Source organism: Cyclonatronum proteinivorum (assembly GCF_003353065.1).
GTDB lineage: Bacteria > Bacteroidota > Rhodothermia > Balneolales > Cyclonatronaceae > Cyclonatronum > Cyclonatronum proteinivorum.
This window is the reverse complement of sequence record NZ_CP027806.1, coordinates 3,426,633-3,450,941: the sequence shown is the minus strand read 5'-3', so window position 1 is coordinate 3,450,941 and position 24,309 is coordinate 3,426,633. Positions and strand designations below refer to the sequence as shown.

General features: G+C 52.9%; 16 protein-coding genes. 7 read left to right on the top strand and 9 right to left on the bottom strand.

The window, feature by feature from the left end; genetic code table 11:
* Window positions 1–429: 429 nt before the first annotated feature.
* Together CYPRO_RS13090 and gatA are read left to right on the top strand one after the other, a co-directional pair.
* Complete coding sequence (locus CYPRO_RS13090) at window positions 430–654, top strand: Sec-independent protein translocase subunit TatA/TatB (protein ID WP_114985039.1); 225 nt, start codon at window positions 430–432, stop codon at window positions 652–654.
* Between the two features lie 73 nt (window positions 655–727).
* Window positions 728–2,245, top strand: a complete 1,518-nt coding sequence (gene gatA, locus CYPRO_RS13085) for an Asp-tRNA(Asn)/Glu-tRNA(Gln) amidotransferase subunit GatA (protein WP_114985038.1) — start codon at window positions 728–730, stop codon at window positions 2,243–2,245.
* Between the two features lie 317 nt (window positions 2,246–2,562).
* On the opposite strand, the gene CYPRO_RS16605 is transcribed toward gatA, so the two are convergent.
* A complete protein-coding gene (locus CYPRO_RS16605) occupies window positions 2,563–2,730 on the bottom strand; it encodes a hypothetical protein (protein ID WP_164682779.1) in 168 nt (55 codons plus the stop codon).
* Window positions 2,731–3,210: 480 nt separating this feature from the next.
* On the opposite strand from CYPRO_RS16605, the gene CYPRO_RS13080 reads away from it, so the two are divergent.
* The 3 genes from CYPRO_RS13080 (at window position 3,211) to CYPRO_RS13070 (ending at window position 7,041) form a co-directional block, all read left to right on the top strand.
* Window positions 3,211–4,209, top strand: coding sequence for a sulfite exporter TauE/SafE family protein (locus CYPRO_RS13080; protein WP_114985037.1), 999 nt, complete (start codon window positions 3,211–3,213; stop codon window positions 4,207–4,209).
* 228 nt (window positions 4,210–4,437) lie between these two features.
* The gene (locus CYPRO_RS13075) at window positions 4,438–6,477 is read left to right on the top strand and encodes a glycosyl hydrolase family 95 catalytic domain-containing protein (protein ID WP_114985036.1); all 2,040 of its coding nucleotides are present in this window, start codon (window positions 4,438–4,440) and stop codon (window positions 6,475–6,477) included.
* Window positions 6,478–6,606: 129 nt separating this feature from the next.
* The gene (locus CYPRO_RS13070; protein ID WP_114985035.1) at window positions 6,607–7,041 is read left to right on the top strand and encodes a VOC family protein; all 435 of its coding nucleotides are present in this window, start codon (window positions 6,607–6,609) and stop codon (window positions 7,039–7,041) included.
* 502 nt (window positions 7,042–7,543) lie between these two features.
* Here CYPRO_RS13070 and CYPRO_RS13065 read toward each other — a convergent pair.
* A complete protein-coding gene (locus CYPRO_RS13065) occupies window positions 7,544–8,446 on the bottom strand; it encodes a sugar phosphate isomerase/epimerase family protein (RefSeq protein WP_164682778.1) in 903 nt (300 codons plus the stop codon).
* 27 nt (window positions 8,447–8,473) lie between these two features.
* Window positions 8,474–10,045 (bottom strand): sodium:solute symporter, encoded by a 1,572-nt coding sequence (locus CYPRO_RS13060; RefSeq protein ID WP_114985034.1) that lies wholly within the window; start codon window positions 10,043–10,045, stop codon window positions 8,474–8,476.
* 352 nt (window positions 10,046–10,397) lie between these two features.
* On the opposite strand from CYPRO_RS13060, the gene CYPRO_RS13055 reads away from it, so the two are divergent.
* The gene (locus CYPRO_RS13055; RefSeq protein ID WP_114985033.1) at window positions 10,398–11,312 is read left to right on the top strand and encodes a universal stress protein; all 915 of its coding nucleotides are present in this window, start codon (window positions 10,398–10,400) and stop codon (window positions 11,310–11,312) included.
* A 121-nt stretch (window positions 11,313–11,433) separates the two neighbouring features.
* Here the strand turns inward: CYPRO_RS13055 and CYPRO_RS13050 are convergent, their stop codons facing one another.
* The 6 genes from CYPRO_RS13050 to CYPRO_RS13025 form a co-directional block, all read right to left on the bottom strand.
* A complete protein-coding gene (locus tag CYPRO_RS13050; RefSeq protein ID WP_114985032.1) occupies window positions 11,434–12,924 on the bottom strand; it encodes an OmpP1/FadL family transporter in 1,491 nt (496 codons plus the stop codon).
* A gap of 168 nt (window positions 12,925–13,092) precedes the next feature.
* A complete protein-coding gene (locus CYPRO_RS13045; RefSeq protein WP_114985031.1) occupies window positions 13,093–14,079 on the bottom strand; it encodes a hypothetical protein in 987 nt (328 codons plus the stop codon).
* Window positions 14,080–14,333: 254 nt separating this feature from the next.
* On the bottom strand, window positions 14,334–15,218 hold the full coding sequence (locus CYPRO_RS13040; RefSeq protein ID WP_240644759.1) for a sigma-70 family RNA polymerase sigma factor: 885 nt from the start codon (window positions 15,216–15,218) through the stop codon (window positions 14,334–14,336).
* Window positions 15,219–15,485: 267 nt separating this feature from the next.
* A complete protein-coding gene (locus tag CYPRO_RS13035; protein ID WP_114985030.1) occupies window positions 15,486–16,652 on the bottom strand; it encodes a phosphopentomutase in 1,167 nt (388 codons plus the stop codon).
* The gene (locus CYPRO_RS13030; protein WP_114985029.1) at window positions 16,649–18,163 is read right to left on the bottom strand and encodes a GAF domain-containing protein; all 1,515 of its coding nucleotides are present in this window, start codon (window positions 18,161–18,163) and stop codon (window positions 16,649–16,651) included. The genes CYPRO_RS13035 and CYPRO_RS13030 overlap by 4 nt, the downstream gene beginning before the upstream one ends.
* A gap of 123 nt (window positions 18,164–18,286) precedes the next feature.
* The gene (locus CYPRO_RS13025; RefSeq protein ID WP_114985028.1) at window positions 18,287–20,080 is read right to left on the bottom strand and encodes a M3 family oligoendopeptidase; all 1,794 of its coding nucleotides are present in this window, start codon (window positions 20,078–20,080) and stop codon (window positions 18,287–18,289) included.
* A gap of 533 nt (window positions 20,081–20,613) precedes the next feature.
* Here CYPRO_RS13025 and CYPRO_RS13020 point away from each other — a divergent pair.
* Window positions 20,614–24,294, top strand: coding sequence for a multifunctional oxoglutarate decarboxylase/oxoglutarate dehydrogenase thiamine pyrophosphate-binding subunit/dihydrolipoyllysine-residue succinyltransferase subunit (locus CYPRO_RS13020; protein ID WP_114985027.1), 3,681 nt, complete (start codon window positions 20,614–20,616; stop codon window positions 24,292–24,294).
* The last annotated feature ends 15 nt before the right edge of the window (window positions 24,295–24,309 follow it).

The following is a 24,309-nucleotide window of genomic DNA, read 5'->3' as shown; positions in this document are numbered from 1 at the left end:
ATAAAATGTTCTGAGTACGTGTATAAGTCTGTATTGAGCAAATAAAATCAAGCTACCACAACACTGCAAAGCGGGTCTGCGCTTACCGTTAAGAAACCTAAAAAGCCGCTAACTGTAAACAGCAGGGTTACCCGATTGAATGCGGTTATTTCGCCGCAGCTTTAAACGGATTCGGCTTAAACTGTTACAGGGAACGGGCACGAATATAAAGCATTTTTGGCAATTTCAATGGAATAATTCAGCCCCGTAAAACAGGCCTTAACGCTTCGGAAGCGCCGCTTTTGCACTTCCGTAATCACAACAGGCGCTGCAGGAAGCGGGCAAAGTTGGCGTCAATTCTGAATGTTATCAAACGCCAATTGTTTGTATATTTAATGCTAAGGCGATTCACGCCTTGAAATCATCATTACATATTTTTGGAGACACCACATGGGTTCATTTGGCGGACTTGAAATTGCCGTTATCGTCATGGTTATTTTGTTGCTGTTCGGCGCAAAAAAAATTCCCGAGCTTGCACGCGGTTTGGGGCAGGGCATTAACGAATTTCGCAAAGCTTCCAACGAAATCAAGAGTGAAATCGAGCAGGGCGCGCGCGAAAGCGACAGCCGCAGCAACAGCTCAGATCAGAAAGAAAAAACCTCAAACGGAAATTAAGCGGCTACTTTTCAGGGATGGTGAACACCCCGCCCTGAACCGTAGTCAGCGGTGAAACCTACCTACCCCTATTTTGCAGCCAACTGGTATCCGGGAAACACAGCGTCTCATAGCAGAAGGCGCCCTCACAGCTGAGCAGATAACAGGTCATTTTCTCGAAACCATCGAACGGGATAATCCTGAACTCAACGCCTTCACTACCATTGCCGGCACACAGGCTATGCAACAGGCCCGTGAAACGGATCAGCAGTTTTGGGATCGTAAAGCCGGTCGCCTTGCCGGCGCGGTTATTGGCATCAAGGAAGCCATCGTAGAGCGCGGACGCGTATGTACGGCAGGCTCCAAAATGCTCGCCGGTTTCGAAAGCGTATATGACGCCACCGCTGTGCAGCGCCTACGGGATGAAGGCGCCATCCTGATTGGCCGCCTCAACATGGATGAGTTCGCAATGGGCTCTTCCACCGAAAACTCGGCTTTTGGCATCACGCGAAACCCCGCCGATAAAACGAAAGTCCCCGGCGGCTCCTCAGGCGGAAGCGCCGCTGCCGTAGCTGCCGGCATGTGCCATGCCACGCTCGGCTCCGATACCGGCGGCTCAGTGCGTCAGCCGGCTTCCCTCTGCGGCGTCGTCGGCCTCAAACCCACCTACGGTCGCATCTCACGGCACGGACTCATCGCCTACGCCTCTTCTTTCGACTGCATCGGCCCGCTCACGCATTCCGTCGAAGACGCCGCGCTCTTACTGAGCGTCCTCGCGGGCCACGACCACAGCGACGCGACCTCTTCCCGCAAGCCCGTGCCCGACTACCTTGCCGAAAGCGAGACCCTGCCACAGGGCCTGCGCGTCGGCCTCCCCGTCGAATACTTCGGCGACGGCCTCGATCCCGAAGTCAAAGCCCTGGTAATGCAGCAGGTCGAAGCCCTCAAAGCTGCCGGTGCGGTACCCGTGCCGCTCAGCCTGCCGCACACGCCCTACGCCGTTGCCACCTACTACATTCTCGCCACGGCAGAAGCCTCGAGCAACCTCGCCCGCTACGATGGCATCCGCTACGGACACCGCACCGACCGCGCCCAAATGATGGAAGCCCTCGCCAACGAGAAGAAAATGCTCCAAAAAGCCGGTCAGGATCCCGCATCGGTCGAGAGCGCCCTCATCCGCCTTTACAAACAAAGCCGCACCGAAGGCTTCGGCCCTGAAGTCAAGCGCCGCATCATGCTCGGCACCTACGTGCTCAGCGCCGGCTACTACGACGCCTACTACGGCAAAGCACAGCGCATCCGCCGCCTCATCCAACAGGATTTCCTGTCCGCCTTTGAACATTGCGATGTCATTCTCTCGCCCACCTCACCCACTACAGCCTTCGGCATTGGCGAAAAAACGGATGATCCGCTGCAAATGTACCTCAGCGACATCTACACCATTTCCGCGAACCTCGCCGGCATCCCCGCCCTGAGCCTGCCCGCAGGCACGCATCCCGCTGATGGCCTCCCGGTCGGCGTACAGCTCATGGCCCCGCACTTCCGCGAAGACCTCCTTTTCGCGGCAGGCCGGCAGCTCGAACAGCATCAGGCCACCACCACCCGGGCCTGAAACCCGCGTCCCTGCCCGTCGGATTTTTTTATTTTTTTTTAGGGAAAATCCCGAGAGCATCAAGGTCTGCGGTCTTGGTTCCCGCATCCCAAAACGGTCTCAAGGGTCCTTGCTTTTTTTCTCAGTATGACAATGTGGGCAGAATGACTGTGCGTCGCTGTTTGGGTTTTTGTTGTTGCCGTTTAGCTACTCGAAGCAAGACTACAGCTCAAGTCCGGTAAAAACGACATGGTAATACCTGAAACCGGGTGAAAAACTGATTTATTTCAAGGTTTCCCTTAAGGAACTAAAGCACAATATTGGTATCGACAAGAAGCTTATTTCCATGCATCGCGGAGTTTCTTTTGGTACACCATGGGATCAATATCCGCTTTTAAGGTTCCGGCAAGCTTCATAAGCGCTTTATTAGGGCGGTTCCCTGTTGCTTTACGAATACTTTTGACGATCTCAGATTTTGATGTGCCTTTTTTTATTACAGTAGCCATGTTGTTGGGTCTATAGCTTTCAGATCAGTTTCGTATGGTAAATGATACCGTTATTCGGGCATTTAGTAAAGCGCAAGCTTATTATTTGGTTTCCCGACTAATTAGCTACCCGAGCGATCTCACCAAAACGCTGCCCATGAATCCGGTACTGACAAAGCGCCCGTGGAAGAAAAAAATGGCTGCACCCCCGCCCTCAAACCGATATAAGTAAAATACCACATGAAAATGCAGGAAATTAGTTTGTAAGTGTGTCCCAGCCTGGGTTGAAATCAGAAAGTAGTCGTGCGTTTCGCGGTTACCGGCATGACCCGCTTAAATGTGTTTTGTTGTACTACATTTGCTCGCAGGGGAACATAATCGTACTATTTGGGATTACTTCGGGACTGATTGTGGCCAACTGTATTTTGTGAAGTACTTTTGATCAGTCGCATGGCCCAACCAAATAAAACAACTTCAAAAACATAAACCCCGCCGAACTGCATGGATACAGCTCAACCTGCCTCTTCCCAAAGCTTGCGAATGCCTGTGTACTGGGCCGCTGCCGGTCTTGTGCTTGTGCTTTGGGTGCTCGCCATGCTGCGGCTCGACTGGTGGGGGATGTTTGCGGAAACCTGGCCGCTGACCCTTACGATGGTGTTCGGTTCTTTCATCGCGGGTGCGACGGCGGAAGGGGGCGGGGCGGTTGCGTTTCCGGTGTTTACGAAGGCCTTCGGAGTGGCGCCGCACGATGCGAAGGTTTTTGCGTTCATGATTCAGTCCTTCGGCATGACGATGGCCGGGCTTGTGATTTACCTCCGGAAGATTCCGGTGCTCTGGCACGTGATCGGGTTCGGGCTTGCCGGCGGGGTGTTCGGTCTGATCGTTGGTGATACGTTTCTCGCACTGCCCAATCCGTACCCCAAACTCTTTTTCTCCCTCGTGGCGGGGGTGTTTGGCTTCTTCCTGATTTACAACCGCTGGATCGTCAACAACGCGCCCAGTGAACACATCCGGCTGCGGCGCAGCGTACAGCTCACCCTGTTTACGCTCACCGGATTTCTGGGCGGGATGATTTCCTCGGTTATCGGCGTGGGCATTGACATGATGACCTTCATTCTGCTTACGCTGCTTTTCGGCGTAAATGAAAAAATCAGCACGCCCACAACGGTCGTGATGATGGGGCTGCTCTCCGTATTCGGCTTTTTATGGTTCGGCGCGGTCAAAAGTGAAATCAATCCCGTGGTGTGGCAATACTGGATGAGCTGCGTGCCGGTCGTGATTTTCGGCGCGCCTTTCGGGGCTTGGGTGTGCAGCAAAATCAAACGTGATCACCTGATCTGGCTCTTGCTGTTGCTCATCGGCGTTGACCTCGGCTCCACGCTCTGGGTCGTGCCCATGACGCCCGAGCGGATTCAGTTTCTGTTGGTCTCCACCCTGATTGCTTCCTCCTTATTTGCACTCCTGCTCTGGCTGCGCCGCTTTGTGACGGATGAAGCCTGAGCCTTAAATCCCAAACAAATATTTCCCTTAAAGTTAGCCGTCCTTTGTATATTCTGAAGTGAAACGGATTATGGGAATCCGTTTCCGGTATGAAATAGCTGACCGGAAGGGATGACCGGTATCCGGTAAACGGGCTTAAGAACCAGCACATGGCTTGTGTGTTGCAGGCTCAGGTTGCCCTTAAGGTCAGTATCAACCGCACATTTGATTTAGACTGACCTAAGACTTATGAATAAACGATTACTGCCCGTACTCGGGCTTATGCTGCTGTGCAGCTTCTTTGCGGCGGAACAACTCCGTGCTCAGGAAACCGGTTGGGAAATCCGCGCGAGTCAGATTGATCCCGCCAACTATTACGGCATCACCGTGGCCAACGGCATGGTCGGGCTGGTGACTTCACACGAACCGCTGCGCGTGAGCGATACCGTGCTCAACGGCATCTATGATCACTACGGGCGGGGCCGGACGTCCAACATTCTGCGTGTCTTCAACTTCGCGGGCATGGAGCTCAATATTGATGAGCAGTTCATCACAGCCCGGGAAGTTTCCAACATGCGGCAGCGGCTGGATATGCGGCGGGCCTTCGCGGAAACCACCTTCGATGTCGGCAACAAAGCGAGCGTACGCTACACCATTCGTGCGCTGCGCAATCTGCCGTTTACCTCCATGATTGAGCTGGAAGTTACCGCGCTACAGAACATAACGATGCGGGCCGCAAGCCGGATCGAAGCCCCCGCGCACCTGCGCGATGTGCGTCAGTTTTATCAGGAGGTGGACCGTCCGCACGTGAACATCCCGATTATGACCTCCGTGGCGCAGAGTCCGACGGGACGGCACACGGTTGCTGCGGCATCGACCTTTCTGTTCAGCGAAGAGCAGCGTCCGCACCTCGTACATGAGGACTGGGATCATGACATGCATCGGGTGCATTTCACGAAGGAGCTGCGCGCGGGGGAGACCTACCGCTTCACCGTGCTGAGCAGCGTGATTGGCACCGAGCATGTATCGGATCCGCACAACGAAGCCGAGCGCCTTAGCCTGTTCGCCATGCTCGAAGGCCGCGACCGCCTGATCACCCGGCACGAGCGCGAGTGGGAGCGGCTGTGGGAAAGCGACATCATCATTGAAGGCAACCTTCGTGATCAAATTGATGTGCGCTCTGCCCTGTATCATCTGTACAGCTTTGCGCGGGAAGGCACGGCCTACAGCCTGTCGCCCATGGGCCTCTCCGGACTTGGCTACAACGGTCACGTTTTCTGGGATACCGAGCTATGGATGTATCCGCCCCTGCTCATGCTACAGCCCGAAATCGCGAAATCGCTGATCCGCTACCGTTTTGAGCGCATGGAGGCCGCCCGGCAAAAAGCCTTCATGAACGGCTTTCGCGGGGTGATGTTCCCCTGGGAATCGAACGATACCGGCGAAGAAGCGACGCCGGTCTGGGCGCTCTCGGGACCGTTTCAGCACCACATCACCGCGGTTGTTGGCATTGCGTTCTGGAACTACTTCCGCGTAACCCAGGATATGGACTTCCTGCGGGAAATGGGCTGGCCGCTGCTCCGGGAAGTGGCCGAGTTTTGGGTCAGCCGCGTGGATGAGGGCGAAAACGGCGCCTTCCACATTATCAACGTGATGGCCGCCGATGAGTGGGCCGAGAACGTGGACGACAACGCCTTCACCAACGGTGCGGCCATCAGCGCGCTGCGCTTTGCGACGCAGGCTGCGGAGCTGCTCGGCGAAACCCCCGATCCGAAATGGATGGAAATTGCCAACGGCCTCCCCATCCTGCAGTTCCCCGACGGCACGACCCGCGAACATGCGACCTACGAAGGCGAGCTGATCAAACAGGCGGATGTGAACCTGCTCTCTTTCCCGCTCGATATCATCCGCGATCCTGATCAGATCCGCAAGGATCTCGAGTACTACATCCCGCGAGTTGGAGACGGTCCGGCGATGACGCATTCCGTGTTTGCGACGCTCTATGCGCGTCTTGGTGAAGAGCGCCGTGCTTACGAGCTCTTTCACCGCGCCTACCGGCCCAACGAGCTCCCGCCCTTTGGCGTAATCGCGGAAGATGCGGGCGGCACGAATCCGTACTTCGCAACCGGCGCCGGGGGTATGCTTCAGACCGTACTTTCCGGGTTTGGCGGCCTTGAAATGACAGATACGGGCATTATGCAGCTCGATACGCCCCTGCCGCGGGAGTGGCGCAGCCTCACGATAACGGGCGTTGGGCCTAAACGCGAAACATTCACGAACAACCGCTAATCCGGGTTACTACTGCGCGGGCAGTTTGTGTGACCTGCCCGCGCGGTAAAGCTCTTTTGAATAAAAATGAGTTCGCCTGCCATGATTTCGTGCTGTTTCGTCAGCATCCGCTAACCCTCATACCCTGATATGACGCAATCCGCTCAGCAGCTAATTGGCAGTGTTGCCCTTGTTGTAGAAAACTATGATGATGCGATAGCTTTTTATACCAAAAAACTTTTGTTTACCCTTATTGAGGACACAGATTTGGGAGGGGGCAAACGATGGGTTCAGGTCGCGCCGCCGCATTCAACCGGCACGAAACTGCTGCTTGCACAGGCCTCAACCGGGGAACAAAAAAAGGCCATCGGGAATCAGTCCGGCGGCCGCGTTTTTCTGTTTCTGGAAACCAACGATTTCTGGCGCGACTACACCTGCATGAAATCAAAAGGGGTCGTTTTTCTCGAAGAACCACGAAGGGAAGCCTACGGTACCGTTGTGGTTTTCCGGGATCTTTACGGCAATAAATGGGACCTGCTGCAGCTCAGCAAAAAGTCCAAACCTGCATCCGAACCGGATCACTGAACGCCGTGGCATTCCCGGCTTTTTCTTTTTTTTGGGGGGAAATTCCGTGAGCATCACGGTCTTTCGTGCCTGCTCCTTTCATCCCAAATCAACACATAACGCCTTGCTTTTTTAATTCGGCGCTTTAGGTTCTAAATTAAACTTAATCATACATTTACGGCTTTCCGACACACTGAAATACTGAAATACTGAAATACTGTTCCACTGAAAATAAACCACGGGCTTATGAGACCGATTTGGGATTTCAGAACAAGCACGAAAGACCGTGATGCTCACGGAGTTCTCCCTAAATAAAAAAATGCCCGTTTTTAATGCGGGGCCGGAGCAGGGCTTGGGATGCTGGTTCAGCAAAACCATCGAAGCACAAAAAAAGGCGCACCAACTGTCCAAATTCAGCGATGCTGAATAAAAGCGGGATCTCGTGGTACGCCTTGCTTGAAATATAAGAAAATAGGCACCCCCCCTTCAAGGAGAAAGAGGGAAGCTTTTTTTTGGAAACGAATCAAGAGAAGAGTTCGAGGCTTCGCATGAATTCGGCGTTTTTGCGCACGGCATCAGTTGGGGTGGTGCCGTCGTATTCTTCCTGCTCGACGAAGAAGTATTCCATGCCGTTTTCTTTGGCTGCGGGCAGCAGCGTTTTGAAATCGACGGTGCCGGTGCCGAGTACGGTAGAGGCGCGGAGCACGTCGGGGGCGACGTCGGCGCGGTCTTTTACGTGGCAAAGGGTGAAGCGGCCGGGGTGGTTTTCGATCCAGTAGAGGGGATCGGCGCCGCCGGTTACGACCCAGTAGATGTCGATTTCGAAAGAGACGAGATCAGGATCGGTGTCGCGCATGAGGACTTCCTGCGGGAGCTGCCCGTCGAAGGTTTCGTCGAAGGTGTATTCGTGGTTGTGGTAGGCGAAGCGGATGCCTTCGCGTCGGCAGATTTCGCCGCGCTCGTTGAAGATTTCGGCGTAGCGCTTGTAGTCATCAATGCTTCCCTGACGGCCAATAAACGGACTCACGAGGTAGCTCATGCCGATTTCGGCGGCTTCGGCGGCTTTGCGCTCGAAGTCTTCCATGATGTTGCAGTGCCCGGCAACGAGCTTCATCCCGAGGCTTTGAATGTAGCTTTGCATTTCGGTGTGGCCCATGCCCCAGTACATGCCCTGCGGACCTTCGAAGGTTTCGATTTGCCGGTAGCCGAGCTCGGAGAGCATGCGGAGCACGCCACGGGGATCGGCGGGGAAGGCTTCGCGGAGGGTCCAGAGCTGAATACCGAAGGGCAGGGTTTCGGCGGGGCTTGCAGCGCTGCCGGTGCTTTCGCTGTCGGGACGCGAACAGGCGAGTTGCGGGGCAACCATGAGGCCGGTGCCGAGCAAAGCTGCGGTTTTGAGGAAAGATCGGCGGTTGGTGGGTTTCATAAGATGAAAGTTAGGGGTTGAGGTGTTTTACCAGAACGCGATAATGGAGGCTGCGGTGAGGAGGAGCACGATGACAGAATGTACGCGGTAGTCTTGCCAGAGCGGCATGGGCTCGGAAGGACGTGCGTCAGCGGGCTTCCAGGTGATGTCGGCGAACTCACCGGTTTCCGGGGCTTCACTGCGGATGCTTACTACATAAAACACGCCGAAGCTGATGATAGTGAGTAAGCCCGCTGTGATGGTGAAGTGCAGCTGGAAAACACCCATGGCAGAAAGGATGAACAGCACGAGGGAGAGGCCATGACCTACGACCAGCGTAATGAAGGCGGCGTTGCGGCTGCCGCGCTCCCAGAGGATGCCCATGAAGAAGATGGCGACTACGGGGGGCACAATGTAGGAGAAAGCCTGCTGAATGTAGGCAAAAATGCCTTCAAAATTGGCGATGTTCGGCGCCCAGAGTACGGCAACGACCATGAGCACAAGCGTCGTGATGCGGCCGATGCGCGCGGTCTGCTCGTTGGTGATGTTCGGATTCTTGGCTTTCACGAAATCCATGGTGATGAGCGTGGAAGCGGAGTTGAGGGTGGAGTCGATGCTGGAAAGGATTGCGGAGATGAGTCCGGCGAGGACTAGCCCGGTAATGCCGATCGGGAGCACGTTGGCGACCATGGTCGGGAATACCATGTCGGGATCATCCAGATTGGGGAATACGCTGAACGCCATCACGCCGGGCAGCACCATGATGAAGAGCGCGGTAAGTTTGAGCGTACCGCCTAACATCGCGCCCCAGCGGGCATTTTTGATGTCCTTGGCGCCGAGCACCCGCTGCACGATGTACTGATTCGTAGCCCAGTAGTAAAAGCCCAGCACGGGGACGCCAATCAGAGTGCCGAGCCAGGGCAGGGCGGGATCGTCGAGCGGTCGGATTTTGGAGAGTTTTTCGGGCTCAACGGTGGCTGTGACTGAAGCCCAGCTGAAGTCGAATTTGCTGAACATCAGGTAGGTAAGCACGGACGCCCCGAACAACAGGATGACGGCCTGAAGCACATCGGTGTAGACTACCGCTTTAAGTCCCCCGGCTGCGGTGTAGAGTCCGGCAAAGACGCCGAGCGCGAGAATGGTCTGCCAGATGGGGATGTCCGGGAAGAAAACGTTTACGACAATGGCCCCGGCGTAAAGGCCGCCGGCGGTATCAACTACAATGCTCAGGAAAATGGTGATGACCGAGAAATACTTGCGCGACCGGACATCAAAGCGGCGTTCGAGGAATTCCGGAATGGTCGTAATCCGCGATTTGATGTAATAAGGAATGAAGAAAACGGCCATAACTACGAGCACGACAGCCGCCATCCATTCGTAGTTCGCCACGGAAATGCCGGTCATGTAGGCTTGCCCGGAAAGCCCAATGAGGGTCGTGCTGGAGATATTTGAAGCAAAAAGGGAGAAGCCGATGGCAAGCCATCCGAGGCTGCGTCCGGCAAGGAAGAGGTCGTCGCCGGTTTCGGTTTTCCGGGATACGAAAAAACCAATGAGTACAATAATCACGAAATAGCCAACAATGATGGCTTTGTCGAGATTGCTGAGCGCAATTTCAGTCATGAGAAGTTTAGTAGTAGTAGTTAGTGGGCTTCCACAGGCAAGGGCAGTGGTACATGTAAACCATGTTGGATGTGCATTTAACCGTATTACGGCTTATGACCAAACACCCTGTAAAAAGCGCTTACCTGTTCTGTTACAAGCAATTCGTGAAACTAACCATTTTGAACTTATTATAAAACTGAAACACACCCTGTAAATTGAAGGGTGATTACAAAGGCATTTCGAATGCCGGGTTCATCCATTTTTTAATACAAAAATCGAAGTTTTCTATTTGAATTTAGTTGATGTTGACCTTTTTTTTTGTCAAATTGAAGTATGAATTCTGAACCCACTTCACTTAAAGGAGCAAGCTATGAAAAACCCAAAAATTCTCGTTCCGATTGACTTTTCAGACCTTAGCAAGAAAGCGCTGCACATCGCCAACGAGGTTGCTGAAGCGATGGACGGCAAGGTGACCCCTTTCCACTCGTATATACCCATCACAGACCTGGACGGATTTCACTACATGAGTTCCGGCACGGCAACCCAAAAAAATCTTACTGATATTGAGGACAGTCTCCGCAACAGGCTGGATGATGTGTCTGCTGAGATCGTCGGAGCCAAACATCTTGAAAAAGGGATGATTGGAATAGGTAATCCGGCCCATGCTATCGTTGAGATGAGTTCAGAGCATGATATTATAATAATGAGCACGCACGGGCGTACGGGCTTCAAACGTTTTTTACTGGGGTCTGTAGCTGAGAAGGTGCTCAGAATGGCAGACAAGCCGGTCATGATTGTGGAAGACAATACGACTTTCACCCCGGTTAAAAGAATCCTGGTAACGACGGACTTCTCCGAAAACGCAAGGGCTGCTTTCCCGGCTGCGCGGGCATTCGCTGAAGCTACCGGAGCTGATATCGAGCTTTTCCATGCCATTCTGTATGATAACTTTGATTCACTGGCTAAAGCGGAATCAACCTATGAAGCCCGTAAAGAAAACATGAATCTGCTCGCAGATAAGTTTTTCAAGGGGATCCCGGGTAAAGTTCACACTACAGTAATTACGACCAATAAATCGGCGCACGAAGCTGTACTTAAGCACACGCAGGAGAACTACTACAGCCTTATCGTTATGTCAACCATCGGTCGTACAGGCCTTGATTATCTGATGCTGGGAAGTACGACTTCCAATGTAGCGCGCATGGTAAAATGTGCGGTACTTAGCGTGAATCCTACTAAGCATGCTGAGATGAAGCGCGAAAGCTTTGAAAAAGAGTATAGCTAAACCGCGTTTGAGCACGGATAACTCTGTAACTGATAAAAGTTAATTACCAATAAAAAAGGCCGGAATCCATCAGGAGTCCGGCCTTTTTATTGTGGGAAAGGGGATTTGTTGCGGTCTGGTATCAGAAGCGGTACACGATGCCAACGACTGCGTGAAAGCGTTCAACAGAAGTGCGGATGGTTTCTGCGGCAAAGCTGCCGTCCCCGGCTTCATAATCAAAAAACTCATAGACGATCTGCTCGTCGTCGAAAAACATGTACTGTAATCCTGCATCGAGGCGGAGGCTTTGGTTCACTCCTACCGATACGCCCGCGCTAAGAAGCTGACGCGCATTACCCGCTTCCCGGCTGACTGCCGGCAGGTATGCATACCCGATGCTGGGAATTACCGCTTCTGTAATGTTCAGCGAAGCTCCGAACCGGAAATTAATGACATCCCGGAAATCTTCGCGCATGTTTTCGTTTTCCTGTACTTCAAAGGAGAGATCATCAAAATCTCTGAACTGAATACTGCTGTTTGAAACGCGCTCAGCTGCAAATGAGAGATTTACAGGTAAGCCTGTTGTAGCAAAACCTGCGGTGAAGCGTGCAGGAAGTTTCACCTGATAAGAGGTTTCTCCGCGAAGCTGTGCGCTTTCAGAGGTGCCGTCTTCATATTCGGTTTGAATAAAGACAGAGTAGCTTTCGTCAATGTTCAGTGTAGTCGGCAGGCTGTAGCTCAGCCCGACCTGGAAATTAGGCAGGGGTCGGTAGATCGCGCCGATACGTGCCGAGAAGCCGATGATATCTGCACTGATGCGCTCCTGTAACAGTACACCGTCGGGCGCTGGTATGGTGAAGGGCTCCCCGCCGATTTCGGTATCAATGGGCCCGAAAAGACCGTCTATATCACGTTCCAGAAAATTACGCCGGTAGGTATAGGAACCTACGGGAATACCAAGTGAAGCACCAATGAAGAGATTTTGTACGAATTCTGTCGCAATGGCTGCGGAGAACTCTCCGAGCTGTCCGCTTTCCCGAACGGTTGCGGCCTGCGTAATACCGCGGAAGGGGGCGTCAAAGTCTTCCCGGAAAATGGGAAACTGACCGAAATCGTTTTCTTCAATCGCGAAGGCGTTGAAGGCGGTGTTGAAGTAGAAGCTGTTGTCGAAAAATAAATCAGTGATGGAGCTTCTGGGGTTGAATCCGCTCAGCCGGTAGGCCCGGTTGAAGTCGGCCAGCTGATTGTAGCCAAACCCGGCTACCAAACTGCCCTGCACGGTAGGGGCAGCGTACAGGAAGCCGGCATTGGTGAAAGCTGTCTGCGCGTCATCATAGGCTGCGGTGCGGTTCAGAAAGGTTGCGTCTTCATTCACATCGCGCATGCCGATGCCAATGTGAAATTCAGATTCCCGCGCGAGACCAAGGGTTGCGGGGTTGATGATTGAGGAGCCAAAACCTGTGAAGGTCGCAACGGATGAGCCGCCTGAAAATATGGTGTTCGGATCGGAAGCTGGCAGCTGTGTAGAAAAACGCAGGGCGTCGAATCGGTTTTGCGCTTCAGCTTCCGGTGTGAATAGTCCGCTAAGGCACAGCATGAGCGGCAAAAGGCTGAGTAATAGTTTTTTAGTCATAGTGCGCTAAAAAAAGAGGCTGATAAATAGTTGATCGGGCTTATGGATGCAATCAGGTGGTCCCGTTCAGGACACCGGATCATTCATTTTTTGTTGGATGGGGCAAAAAAAAGCAGCCACTGTTGGTTAACAGGAAGCTGCTTTTAATGAATAGGGTAGAAGTCAGCTTTATGCTAAGATAAGGGTGAAATCCTGACCCTGATGATTTACGGTTGTGCTAATCATGGAAATTGTGCTTTCCGGGCTGTCATTACGGTCGCGGTTCCGGTTTCTGTTTCCGGAGCTGTTGCTGCCGGATGATGATCGCCGGGGTTCAGCTCGGGTACCTGAACCGGTATTGGAGCTGCCGCGTGTACGGCCGACGTTGGCTGGTTGCGGATTATTTCGGGTCCGGGAAGGGGAAGCCTGTGAGCTGGGTGCCGGACGTCGGTTCACGGATGGAGCCGGAGTATTGGTCTGACGGGTACGCCGGTCAACGGAAGCAGGCTGTGCGCCGCCACCCCTTGAGCGGACTGATGCAGGTTGTGCGTCGGGTCCGAAATTATTGTCACGCATACGAACACGCGTATCACCGGCAATGCCACGGGATGTTGCGCGGCTGTTTCTGATGTTGTTGACATTTCCGCGGTGAACACCGGATGCACGCGGGCCGCGTACGATGGTTTGATTATTGGGATTCACCTGCCAGTTGTTGAATACAATCAGATTGCGGCCACCGTACCACCAGGGGTTGTAAAAGTGTCCCCACTGCCGGTATCGCATGTGTGGCGGAAAGGCATAAGCCCCGTAAAAGCTGAAGAAGAAGGGATCGTAAAGCATGGCATGGTGCCAGAACGGATCATAAAAATGACCGTAAGCAAAGCCGAACCCTACAAAAGGTCTTCCCCAGTGAAAACCAATGGATGAATGATGCCGGTGCCAGTTGTAGCTGCGGAACTGAAGATCGGCGTCAAAAACACCGTCATAGTACCCAAGCGCGTAGGCTTGCTGTTCATCCTGCGAATAAAAAGACGAGTAGGCGTCAGTTGTATAGGGGCTCAGGGGCTGAACACTGGTATTAAAACCGCGTGGCCTTTCAATGGTTTCGAGTTGTGTGTAGCAGCCCGACAGCAAAAAGATGGCTGAAAGTGCTCCTAATAATAATTTCGTTTTCATAATGATACCTCAGATTGTTTATACAGCCTTCAACCCTAAAAGAACAAACTTGTTCCCTGTTCCAGATCTAACGCATAGAAGCTGTTTATAATGCATTAAATTCTTAAAGACTATAGCATTTATATCAGATGAAATCTACCTCTTTCAGCAGGTAAAAGCAAAGGAAGCCGAACACTCGTATAAACAGAAAAAGGGTCCGGATAAATCCGAACCCTTTTAAAAGGAATAAGTGTATGCGTTGCAGATTGTAAGGCTTAGCCCAAATAAGCGCGTAGGGCCATACTGCGGTTGTGATGACGTAATTTGCGGAGCGCTTTTTCTTTGATTTGCCGTACGCGCTCGCGTGTAAGGTCGAAGCGTTCGCCAATTTCTTCCAGGGTGAGGGAGTGTTCACGGCCTATTCCGAAATACAGCCGGATGACTTCGGCTTCCCGTGTACTTAGCTTGGAAAGCGCCCGCTCGATCTCCACTTTGAGCGACTCGCTCATCAATTCAAGATCAGGATTCGGGGTTTCTTCATTTTCGAGTACGTCGAGCAGACGGTTGTCTTCACCCTGCGCAAAAGGCGCGTCAACAGAAAGGTGCCGGCCTGAAATCTTCAGCGTATCTGCAACTTCATTCACAGACATATCGAGGGATTCAGAAAGCTCCGCAGCTGAAGGCAGGCGTTCGTATTCCTGTTCAAGCTTTGAAAGCTCTTTTCCGATTTTGTTCAGCGCACCCACTCTGTTCAGCGGGAGACGTACAATCCGGCTTTGCTCGGCGAGCGCCTGAAGAATGGACTGACGAATCCACCATACCGCGTAGGAGATAAACTTAAATCCGCGGGTTTCATCAAACCGCTTGGCCGCTTTAATGAGGCCAAGGTTTCCTTCATTAATCAAATCGCCAAGTGAAAGGCCCTGATTCTGATATTGCTTGGCTACGGATACCACAAAGCGAAGGTTGGCCTGTGTCAGTTTTTCAAGTGCTTCCTGATCGCCCGCCTGAATCCGCTTTGCAAGCGTTACTTCTTCATCAGGTGTGATGAGACTTACTTTTCCGATTTCCTGTAAATAACGATCCAGCGATTGAGATTCACGGGTTGAAATGCCACTCGGTGCCGGGTTCTTAGGATCTTTTTTCTTTTTCTTTGCCACGAAGATATCCGCTTTAAAATTGATAATTGTGCTTTGGCGATTAACCCGTTAAGATAACATCTTTGGCAGGGCTAAACAAACGGAGCCCTGAATGCCTGTTTCCCGGGTTTCACCTTTTAAATGCCTTCAGCCTGCATTTCTGTTCCGGGTAAAGCAGCGCTCACATTGGTTTTGACAGGTAACCCAATGCGTACAGTTACTTTGAAATATGCTTTTTACCGAAAACAGAGGCAGCAAACAGGTTTATGTTGTCATTCGCCAGATAGATTAGGGTGTATTTAAAAAAGACTGACCCTTAAACGGGTTTTGTAGATCGGCCCAGTCCATAACGGCGGCTGCGACATCTGTAAAGGATTCCCGTGTGCCCAGCGTTTTGCCGGCCAGACTTTTGCCGTAAACCAGCAGGGGAACGAACTCACGGGAGTGATCGGTACTTGCCATGGTAGGGTCGTTTCCGTGATCAGCCGTAATTACCAGAACATCATCTTCCCTGAGGTTTCCAAAAATAGCGGGAATCGCTCTGTCAAATTCTTCGAGGGATCCCGCAAAGCCTGCAGGGTCGTTGCGGTGTCCGAACAGCTGATCGGTATCAATCAGGTTTACAAATACGAAGCTGTTTTCAACGGCATGCATGATGGATAACAGCTGTGAGATTCCTTCTGCATTGCTGTTGGTTTTTCGGTACTGTGTGAAACCGACGCCGCCAAACAGGTCGACTATTTTTCCGATGGAGTAGGTTTTGATACCAGCCCGCTGCAATTCAGACATGATGTTGGGCTCCGGTGCAACCAATGAAAAGTCCTTGCGGTGATCAGTGAGGCGGAAATACGCACCCGGCTGACCTGCAAAGGGGCGGGCGATCACGCGCCCTACACTGTGTGCCCCGGTCATGAGCTCGTCACGGGCAAAGGTGCACCAGTCGTAAAGTTTCTCAAGGGGGACGATATCTGTGTGCGTCGCAACCTGAAACACGCTGTCCGCCGAAGTATACACAATCGGCTTGCCTGACTGCAGGTGTTCGTCACCATAATCCCGAATGACATCTGTGCCTGAGTAGGGTTTATTGGCCAGTACCCCCGCTGTACCGGTGTGCGCAGCAAAGGCTTCCGTGATCTCAGCCGGAAAACCCTTGGGGTAAGTCGGAAAGGGCGAAGGCAGCTGAATTCCTGCAATTTCCCAGTGTCCGGTTGTGGAATCTTTTCCGCCCGAGACTTCCCGCATTTTGCCAAATCCGCAAAGCCCGTCGTGTACCGGCGGCACCGTATCAAGCGGGATGATGTTTCCGAGGCCTAATCGTGTGAAATTCGGCAGTCCAACCTTTGTTTCAGCGATGACGTGACCCAGGGTATTGCTGCCAAGGTCACCATAATCTGCGGCGTCTTCCTGATGTCCGCAGCCCAGGCCATCAATGATAATCAAATAGAAATTACTCATGGGTAGTCCTCTTTCATATTGAGGAGGGTTTGATGTGCTTTGGTGGCTGCATTCAGTTTTTGCCGGACGGCCTGAATGCAGGTGTATACGTCTTTCTCAGTATCCGGGATACGGAATTTTCCGGCTAAATAATCGATGTCGTCCGGATACGTTTGCCCCGATAAACCGGCTTCTCTGCACTGCCGGGCAAACCTGAACAACCATTCGTCCACCTGTTCTTCGCTGCCACGCAGGTAAACGAGATTCATGCTGTCAGAGTGAAACGCAACCAGACCATAGATTCCGCTCAGGGAAGGCAGCAGGTCCACAGCCATTTGGCGCTGAATTTGGTTGGTTTTCTTCAGCGCATGACGCGTACGCAGGGCATGAATGTTAGCAGGGGTGACCAGCACCAGCCATGCCGGCCCGGCCGATGAATTCCCGCTGCCCGCTAATGAAAACTCCTGTTCAAGCACATGCTCCAGCATTTCCAGGTTGAAGGAGCCCGTCGGACTTCCCAGTAGCGGGGCGTCCGGATGTTGCTGATGACCAAAACGCGGCTGACCAAGCTGAAGCCCTATGGTGCGGCACATATTGCTGAACATGTGCCTTTGGGCTTCGGTGAACCGGAGCGGGTCTTCATCCCAAACGAGCAGCAGCCCCTGCCGGTACTCGAGCACGTCTATGGGAATCGCTACGGAAGCACCGGTAGCCGGCTTTTCGGCAGGATGAATACGCTTGGGGTTGCCGTTGTAATGCAGCGAAAAACGCGCCTCACCGGACTGAAGCGCAAGCCAGGCCTGTGAGTGATCCGTCAGTTCGATACCCGCAGGAAGCGCTTCAAAATCTGCCCCTGCCCGAAAAGCAACCTGCCAGCAGCTGCCGTTTTTCACAGCGAGTGCGGCACCCCCTTTCAGAGTAAGCGCTGCGGCCTCATCAACCAGCCTGCGTAAAAGCTGACAGCTGTTCATTCGATCCAAAAGGTGTTGCATGCGCTGTTCATGGCGCGCCCAGCGTTCTTCCTGTTCGAGCATAAAGCTCAGGTTAAGGTAGGTCTGCAGGATGTTTTCAACCGCATCATGATAGGCTGTTACTGCCGTATCACTTAACTCTCCATCGGCTACGGAACGCGTGAATTCGGCCACGGTGAGGGCAACGGTCTCGCCGTTATTTACAAATGGAATCAGCAGCAGGTGCTTTACCGCCTCGGCCTGTTCGCTGATGTGATGGGTAAGCTTGAGCGCGGGTTCCGGGCCGTTTTCAATGAGTGCCTCCTCTTCGAGATCGATCAGTGAAGTCAGAAAGTGCGCATCAAAACCGATTCTGTCCTGAAAGACGACTTCCTCCAGGTCCGTATCAGCGCATTCCAGCACCAGTTGTTCCCGGCTCCGGTTCACCCAGTACATATAGCTTGTCTGAGCGTCAAGAGCGGTTCGCAGCAGCTTAAGCAGATTCCGGGCCGCCTCTTTAAAGCGGCGTTTTGCTTGTTTCTCAAGGGTTTTGTCGCGGTGGATATCGTTTGAGGTCGCCAAATTAAAGTATGAGCCGAAGCTCGTTAAGGGTGAAAAAAGATGGTTCTCGGGGGATGGCTTTTGTGCCTTGAAATCCCTCCGCAGCTGAATAAAGCTGTTAGGGAAACCGGACTATTCCTGAAATCAGGCCCCGAATTGAACTTCCGCTGCCAGGGACTCCGCTTCATCGATTAGCTTGCCGATCAGAGCCACACCGGCCTGCCAGAACGCTTTGTCGTTAATATCCACGCCCATACGCGCGGTCAGGGCTTCCGGAGATTCCGAGCCACCCGCGTGAAGCAGTTCGAGGTAACGGTCAGCAAAGCCTTGCGGCTGTGTGCGGTATTGCTCGTAAAGCGAAAGCACAAGCAGCTCGCCAAAAGCATAGGCGTACACATATCCGGGGGAGTGCAGAAAGTGCGGAATATAAGACCACCAAATGCCGTAATCGTCACTGAGTTTCACCGAGTCGCCATACAGGGCGGTTTGTGTTTCCATCCATAGCTCGCTGAATTGCTGTGTCGTCAGCTCCCCTTTTTCGCGCCTTGCGGTGTGAATGGCGTTTTCAAAACGGTTCATGGAAATCTGTCGGAACACGGTTGCAATGCTGTCATCAATTTTGCTGCACAACAGGGCGAGACGTTCTTTCGGATCGGTAAGCGTACCCATGAGATCGCGGAAAACGAGCATTTCCCCGAAGACGGAAGCCGTTTCCGCAGTTGTGAGCGGTGTGCCAGCCTGCAGCGGTCCGCGTTCGCGGGATAGGTACTGATGTACGCCGTGCCCAAGCTCATGCGCGAGGGTCTGCACATCGCGCACGCGTCCGTCGTAATTCATGAAAACATAGGGGTGTACGCTTGCTGCGGTTGAAGCCGAGTATGCGCCGCCCCGTTTTCCGGGTCTGATGGCGGCATCAATCCAGTTGTGCTCAAAGAAGTAGCCGGCCACTTCGCCCATTTTGGGGTGAAAGCCGCTGTAGGCGTCGAGCACCATTTTCCGCGCTTCCTGCCAGCTCACGACCGTTTCGTTCTGCGCCAGCGGGGCGTAGCGGTCGTAATCGCGCATCTCGTCGAGACCGAGGAGCTTCGTTTTCAGCCTGTAGTAGCGCTGCACCAGGGGATAGGCTTCGGTAACGGCCTCAACCAGGGCATCGACGGTTTCATCTTTAATTTCGTTGGAAAGATTGCGGGATGTAACCCAGCTCGGGTAGCCGCGCAGTTTGTCGTTGGTGCTTTTGTCGGCCAGGAGCGTGTTAAAAATAAAGGTCAGCGGACGGCTCAGTTCCCTAAAGCCTGCGGTCAGGGAGGCGGCAGCTTTTTGCCGGGTCTCACGCTCGGGCGCATGCATTTTGCTCAGCACCTGTTGTTCGGTCAGGGGTTCGCCTTCAAATGTGAAGCGTGCCGCGCCGAGGGTTTCATCAAAAAAGCGCACCCATGACCGTGCACCGGTCACGGATTTAGCCGAAAGGATTTTTTCTTCCGCCTCTGAAAGCATGTGCGGCTTGTATTTACGGGAGCTGATCAGGTAGTGCCGGTAAAAAGCAAGTTCAGGCGCATCAATATGTTTGCGGGCTTCAGTCTCCTCTAATGCAAGCCACTCAAGATCAAAGAAAACAAGTTTTTGATTGAGCTCAGAGCCCAGCTCGCTACTTTGTTGCAACAGCTTGCCCAGGGCCGCATCTTCGGTATTTGTGCTCCAGTTAAGGTAGGCATACGAGCCTATTTTGCTTCCCAGATCCATGAGCCCTTCGTAGGCTTGGAGGGCTTCCCGGAATTCGGCCGGGCTGAGGCTTGCAATCCGGCCTTTCCACTGACTTGCAAATGAGTCGGCCCGGGCTATAATGCCGTCCATATCGCGGATTAAAGATGGGTCATTCGGACCTTCATAAAGATCAGACAGGTCCCAGTGAATTGATTCAGCTCCGTGTGCTTTACTCATGTGATGAAATGATGAATGATGATGTTTTTGATTTTGAATGAATTCCGAAAAGGTTGTTGCGGCCTTAGAAGAAAGAAAATATAAAAAGGCTTGGTGTTTTGAACCGGGTCAGGCACAGTCACCTTGATTCAATCCGGTGCAGTGCCGCCCTTTTTGGTCAAACAGGCAAGCCTGAAAATGAGTACTTAAAAATACTAAATCAAAGAGAGGTATCTATTTTTAAATAGTCGTATTTAAGCGGCAGATTAATTATTTTAGGCTGATGAGTTAGCATTAAAAGCGCTTTCAGCGGTAATGGTTTTTTCTTTTATTCAAACACTTGAATCCTGTTTGGTCGTGACCGTTTAGGGGCGCAGCTTTCTTTGTTTACTTTCAATGTATTTACACAGATTCGGAAATAAATGAAACCTCGTTGCGGGGGATGAAAATTTCTCAGGTGTATCCTCACTTACCAATGGGGTGCGCATCATCTGTGTGAAACGCTGTATCCGCTATTATTAACCCTCCCTTACTCACACAACTCTACTACTGCCTTGAAGTCACTTGAAGAACTATTTGGCCCGAATGCAGCTCTTGTTGAAGAATTATTAAAACAATATCAGGAAAGCCCGGATTCGGTTCCTGAGTACTGGCGCAATTATTTTAATGAGAACATTCACAAGATGGATACCGGTGTCGTAGCCGCAACACCGCCACAGCCTGCCACAAAACAAGCCGCTACCAACGGTGCCGCGACGGCAACTCCGGCTGCACCCAAAGCGGCTCCCGAAAAGCCGAAAAAAACGGAAAAGAAAGCTGATCAAACAGCCGCAAAGCATGAGGATGTAAAAACAGAACCCCTGCGCGGTGCTTCAGCCAAGATTGCCGAAAACATGGATCAGAGCCTTGAGCTGCCTACGGCAACCTCGCTGCGCGTGATACCGGTAAAAATGCTTTTCGAAGACCGGAATATCATCAACAAGCATCTCGTTGAGCGCGGTGAACCCAAGGCGACTTTTACACACTTCATCGGCTGGGCCGTCATTCGCGCCCTCAAAGAAGTGCCTTCCATGAATGCCTACTACGACACGGACGAAAAAGGACGTCCGGTGAAGGTGTATCCTAATGATGTCAATCTCGGAATTGCCATCGACCTCCCCGGAAAAGGCGGCTCCCGAAATCTTGTAGTAGCCAACATCAAGAAAGTAGACAAAATGAGCTTCCGCGAGTTTTTGCACGCGTACTATGAGCTTATTTCGCGGGCCCGTAACGGTCAGCTTGATGTGCCGGACTTTCAGGGCACAACCATCAGTATCACCAATCCCGGTACGATCGGCACGGTTTCTTCCCTGCCCCGACTGATGAAAGGTCAGGGCACCATTGTGGCAACCGGCGCGATGGATTACCCTGCCGAGTTTCAGTCCATGTCTGAAGAGTTGCTTAATCATCTCGGCATCAGCAAAGTGATGACGATGACGAGCACCTATGATCACCGTATCATTCAGGGCGCGGAGAGCGGCAACTTCCTGGCTAAGGTGCACAGCCTTCTCACGGGTAATGAAGATTTTTACGATTCCATTTTTGCGGACCTCGACATTCCCTACGATCCGATTCCGTTCGGACGCGATAATTACTCGGGACTGATCGGCGGCAATGCCGATAACCTTGCCGCTACCAAGAAGGCGGTTTCGGTGCTTAACCTCATTAATATGTACCGCACGCACGGACACGTGCTTGCAAACATCAACCCGCTGAAGCACGGGCCGGGTCACCATCCGGAGCTGGATTACGAGTATCACGGCCTCACCATGTGGGATATGGACCGCGAGTTTTACTGCGGTGGCCTGGGCGGTCTGGAAAAAGCTCCGCTGCGGGATATTGTGAGCTTGCTGCGCGATACCTACTGCGGCAAAATCGGCGCGGAGTACACGCACATCCTCAACCTCAGTGAGCGCAACTGGCTCACCGATACCATGGAAAGCACGCTGAACGTCCCGGCCCTTGACAAGGACGACAAGCGCCTCATTCTGAAAAAACTTAATCAGGCGTCAGCTTTCGAAGAGTTTCTGCACAAGAAATACATCGGTCACAAGCGCTTCTCACTCGAAGGTGCCGAGTCGGTAATCCCGACTATCAACCACATGCTCGAGCGCGCCGGCGGGTACGGCGTGGAAGAAGTTGTATTCGGGATGGCACACCGCGGCCGCCTGAATGTGCTCGTGAACATCATGGGTAAATCCTACAAACAGATTTTCTCTGAGTTTGAAGGCAACATCGATCCGGACAGCGCACAGGGCTCCGGCGATGTGAAGTATCACCTCGGTACCCGCAGCGTTTTCACGACCGCCGAAGGCAAGGAAATCAAGCTGGAGCTTATGCCGAACCCGTCTCACCTGGAATCGGTGAATCCGGTCGTAGAAGGCGCGGTTAGGGCGAAGCAAGACCTCATCAGCGAAAACAACGAAGACAGCGGCAGCAAGGTCATCCCCCTTCTTATTCACGGGGACGCAGCTTTTGCAGGACAAGGCGTTGTGGCCGAGACCCTCACCATGTCGCAGCTGAAGGGCTACAAAACTGGTGGTACCATTCACCTGATTATCAACAATCAGATTGGTTTCACCACCCTGCCCGGTGACGGCCGTTCAACCCGCTACGCTTCCGATCTGGCCAAGATGATTCTCGCGCCCATCTTCCACGTGAACGGCGACGATCCCGAGGCCTGCGTTCATGCCATGAACCTTGCGCTCGATTACCGTCAGCGCTTCGGCAAAGATGTGGTCATTGATCTCATTTGTTACCGTAAGCACGGGCACAATGAAGGGGACGAGCCCGCATTCACACAGCCCGGCCTGTATCGCGAAATTAAGGATCACTCGCAGGTGCGCGAAATTTACACCAAAGAGTTGCTCCGAAAAAAAGAGCTTAAGCAGGAAGAAGTCGATGAAATCTTCAAAGAGTTCGATGACATCCTCGAAGAAGCTTTCACCGGTGCCAAGTCGCTGCCGAGCTATGAGATTGGTGAGAAAGACACCCTCCGCAAACACAGCAGCCAAAGCGAGCGGCATGAAGAAACCGATACCTCTGTCGATACCGAAACCTTGGTTGATATTGCCTACAAGGTGAACAAAGTACCCGCTGATTTCGACGCCAATCCGAAGCTTCTCCGCATTCTGGCCAAGCGCAGCGAAATTGTGGAAAAAAATCAGAAGAAAATCGACTGGGGCTACGGCGAAGCCCTCGCCTTTGGCAGCTTGCTCGTTCAGGGCGTACCGATTCGTTTGGCCGGTCAGGATTCCGAGCGCGGTACTTTCTCGCACCGACATGCCGTGTTGCACGGTACCGAGACGAGTCAGAAATTCACGCCGCTCAATCATCTCGATGAAGATCAGGCGAAGTTTCAGGTGTACAACAGCTTGCTGAGTGAGTTTGCGGCCCTGGGTTACGAATTCGGCTACAGCGCTTCGCGTCCGGAATCTCTCGTGCTTTGGGAAGCGCAGTTCGGCGATTTTGTGAACGGTGCGCAGATCATCATCGATCAGTACATCTCCTCCTCTGAAACCAAGTGGCGGCAGACCTCAAGCCTGATGATGTTGCTCCCGCACGGCTACGAAGGTCAGGGCCCTGAGCACTCATCGGCCCGTATGGAGCGCTTCCTGCAGCTATGCGCGGAAGACAACATGCGCGTCTGCAACTGTACGACCCCGGCACAGCTTTTCCATCTGATCCGCCGTCAGGCGCTTTCTGCCGCGAAAAAGCCGACCGTGCTGTTCACACCCAAGAGCCTCCTGCGTCATCCGCTTGCGGTATCCAATACTGAAGAGCTGGCCAACGGACGTTTCAACTACGTGCTCGGCGATACGGAAGTGAATGCCGCTGATGTACGCAAAGTCGTGTTCTGTTCCGGTAAGGTGTACTATGATCTGTACAACAAGCGGAAGGAAACCGAAGCCAACGACGTCGCCCTTGTGCGCATTGAGCAATATTATCCGTTCCCGGATTCAGACGTGCGTGCGCAAATTGAAGCCTACCCGAACGTCAAAGAAATCGTGTGGTGTCAGGAAGAGCCGCGCAACATGGGCGCATGGACCTACATCCGCTCGCGCTTCGAGTACGACCTCAAAGACGATTTCCAGATCAAATACGCCGGACGCTTCCCGTCGGCCTCCCCGGCTGCCGGAACCATGAAGCTGCACACAGCCGAACAGGAAAAACTCGTTGCCGAAGCCCTGAGTTAATTCCGGTCTGTGAAC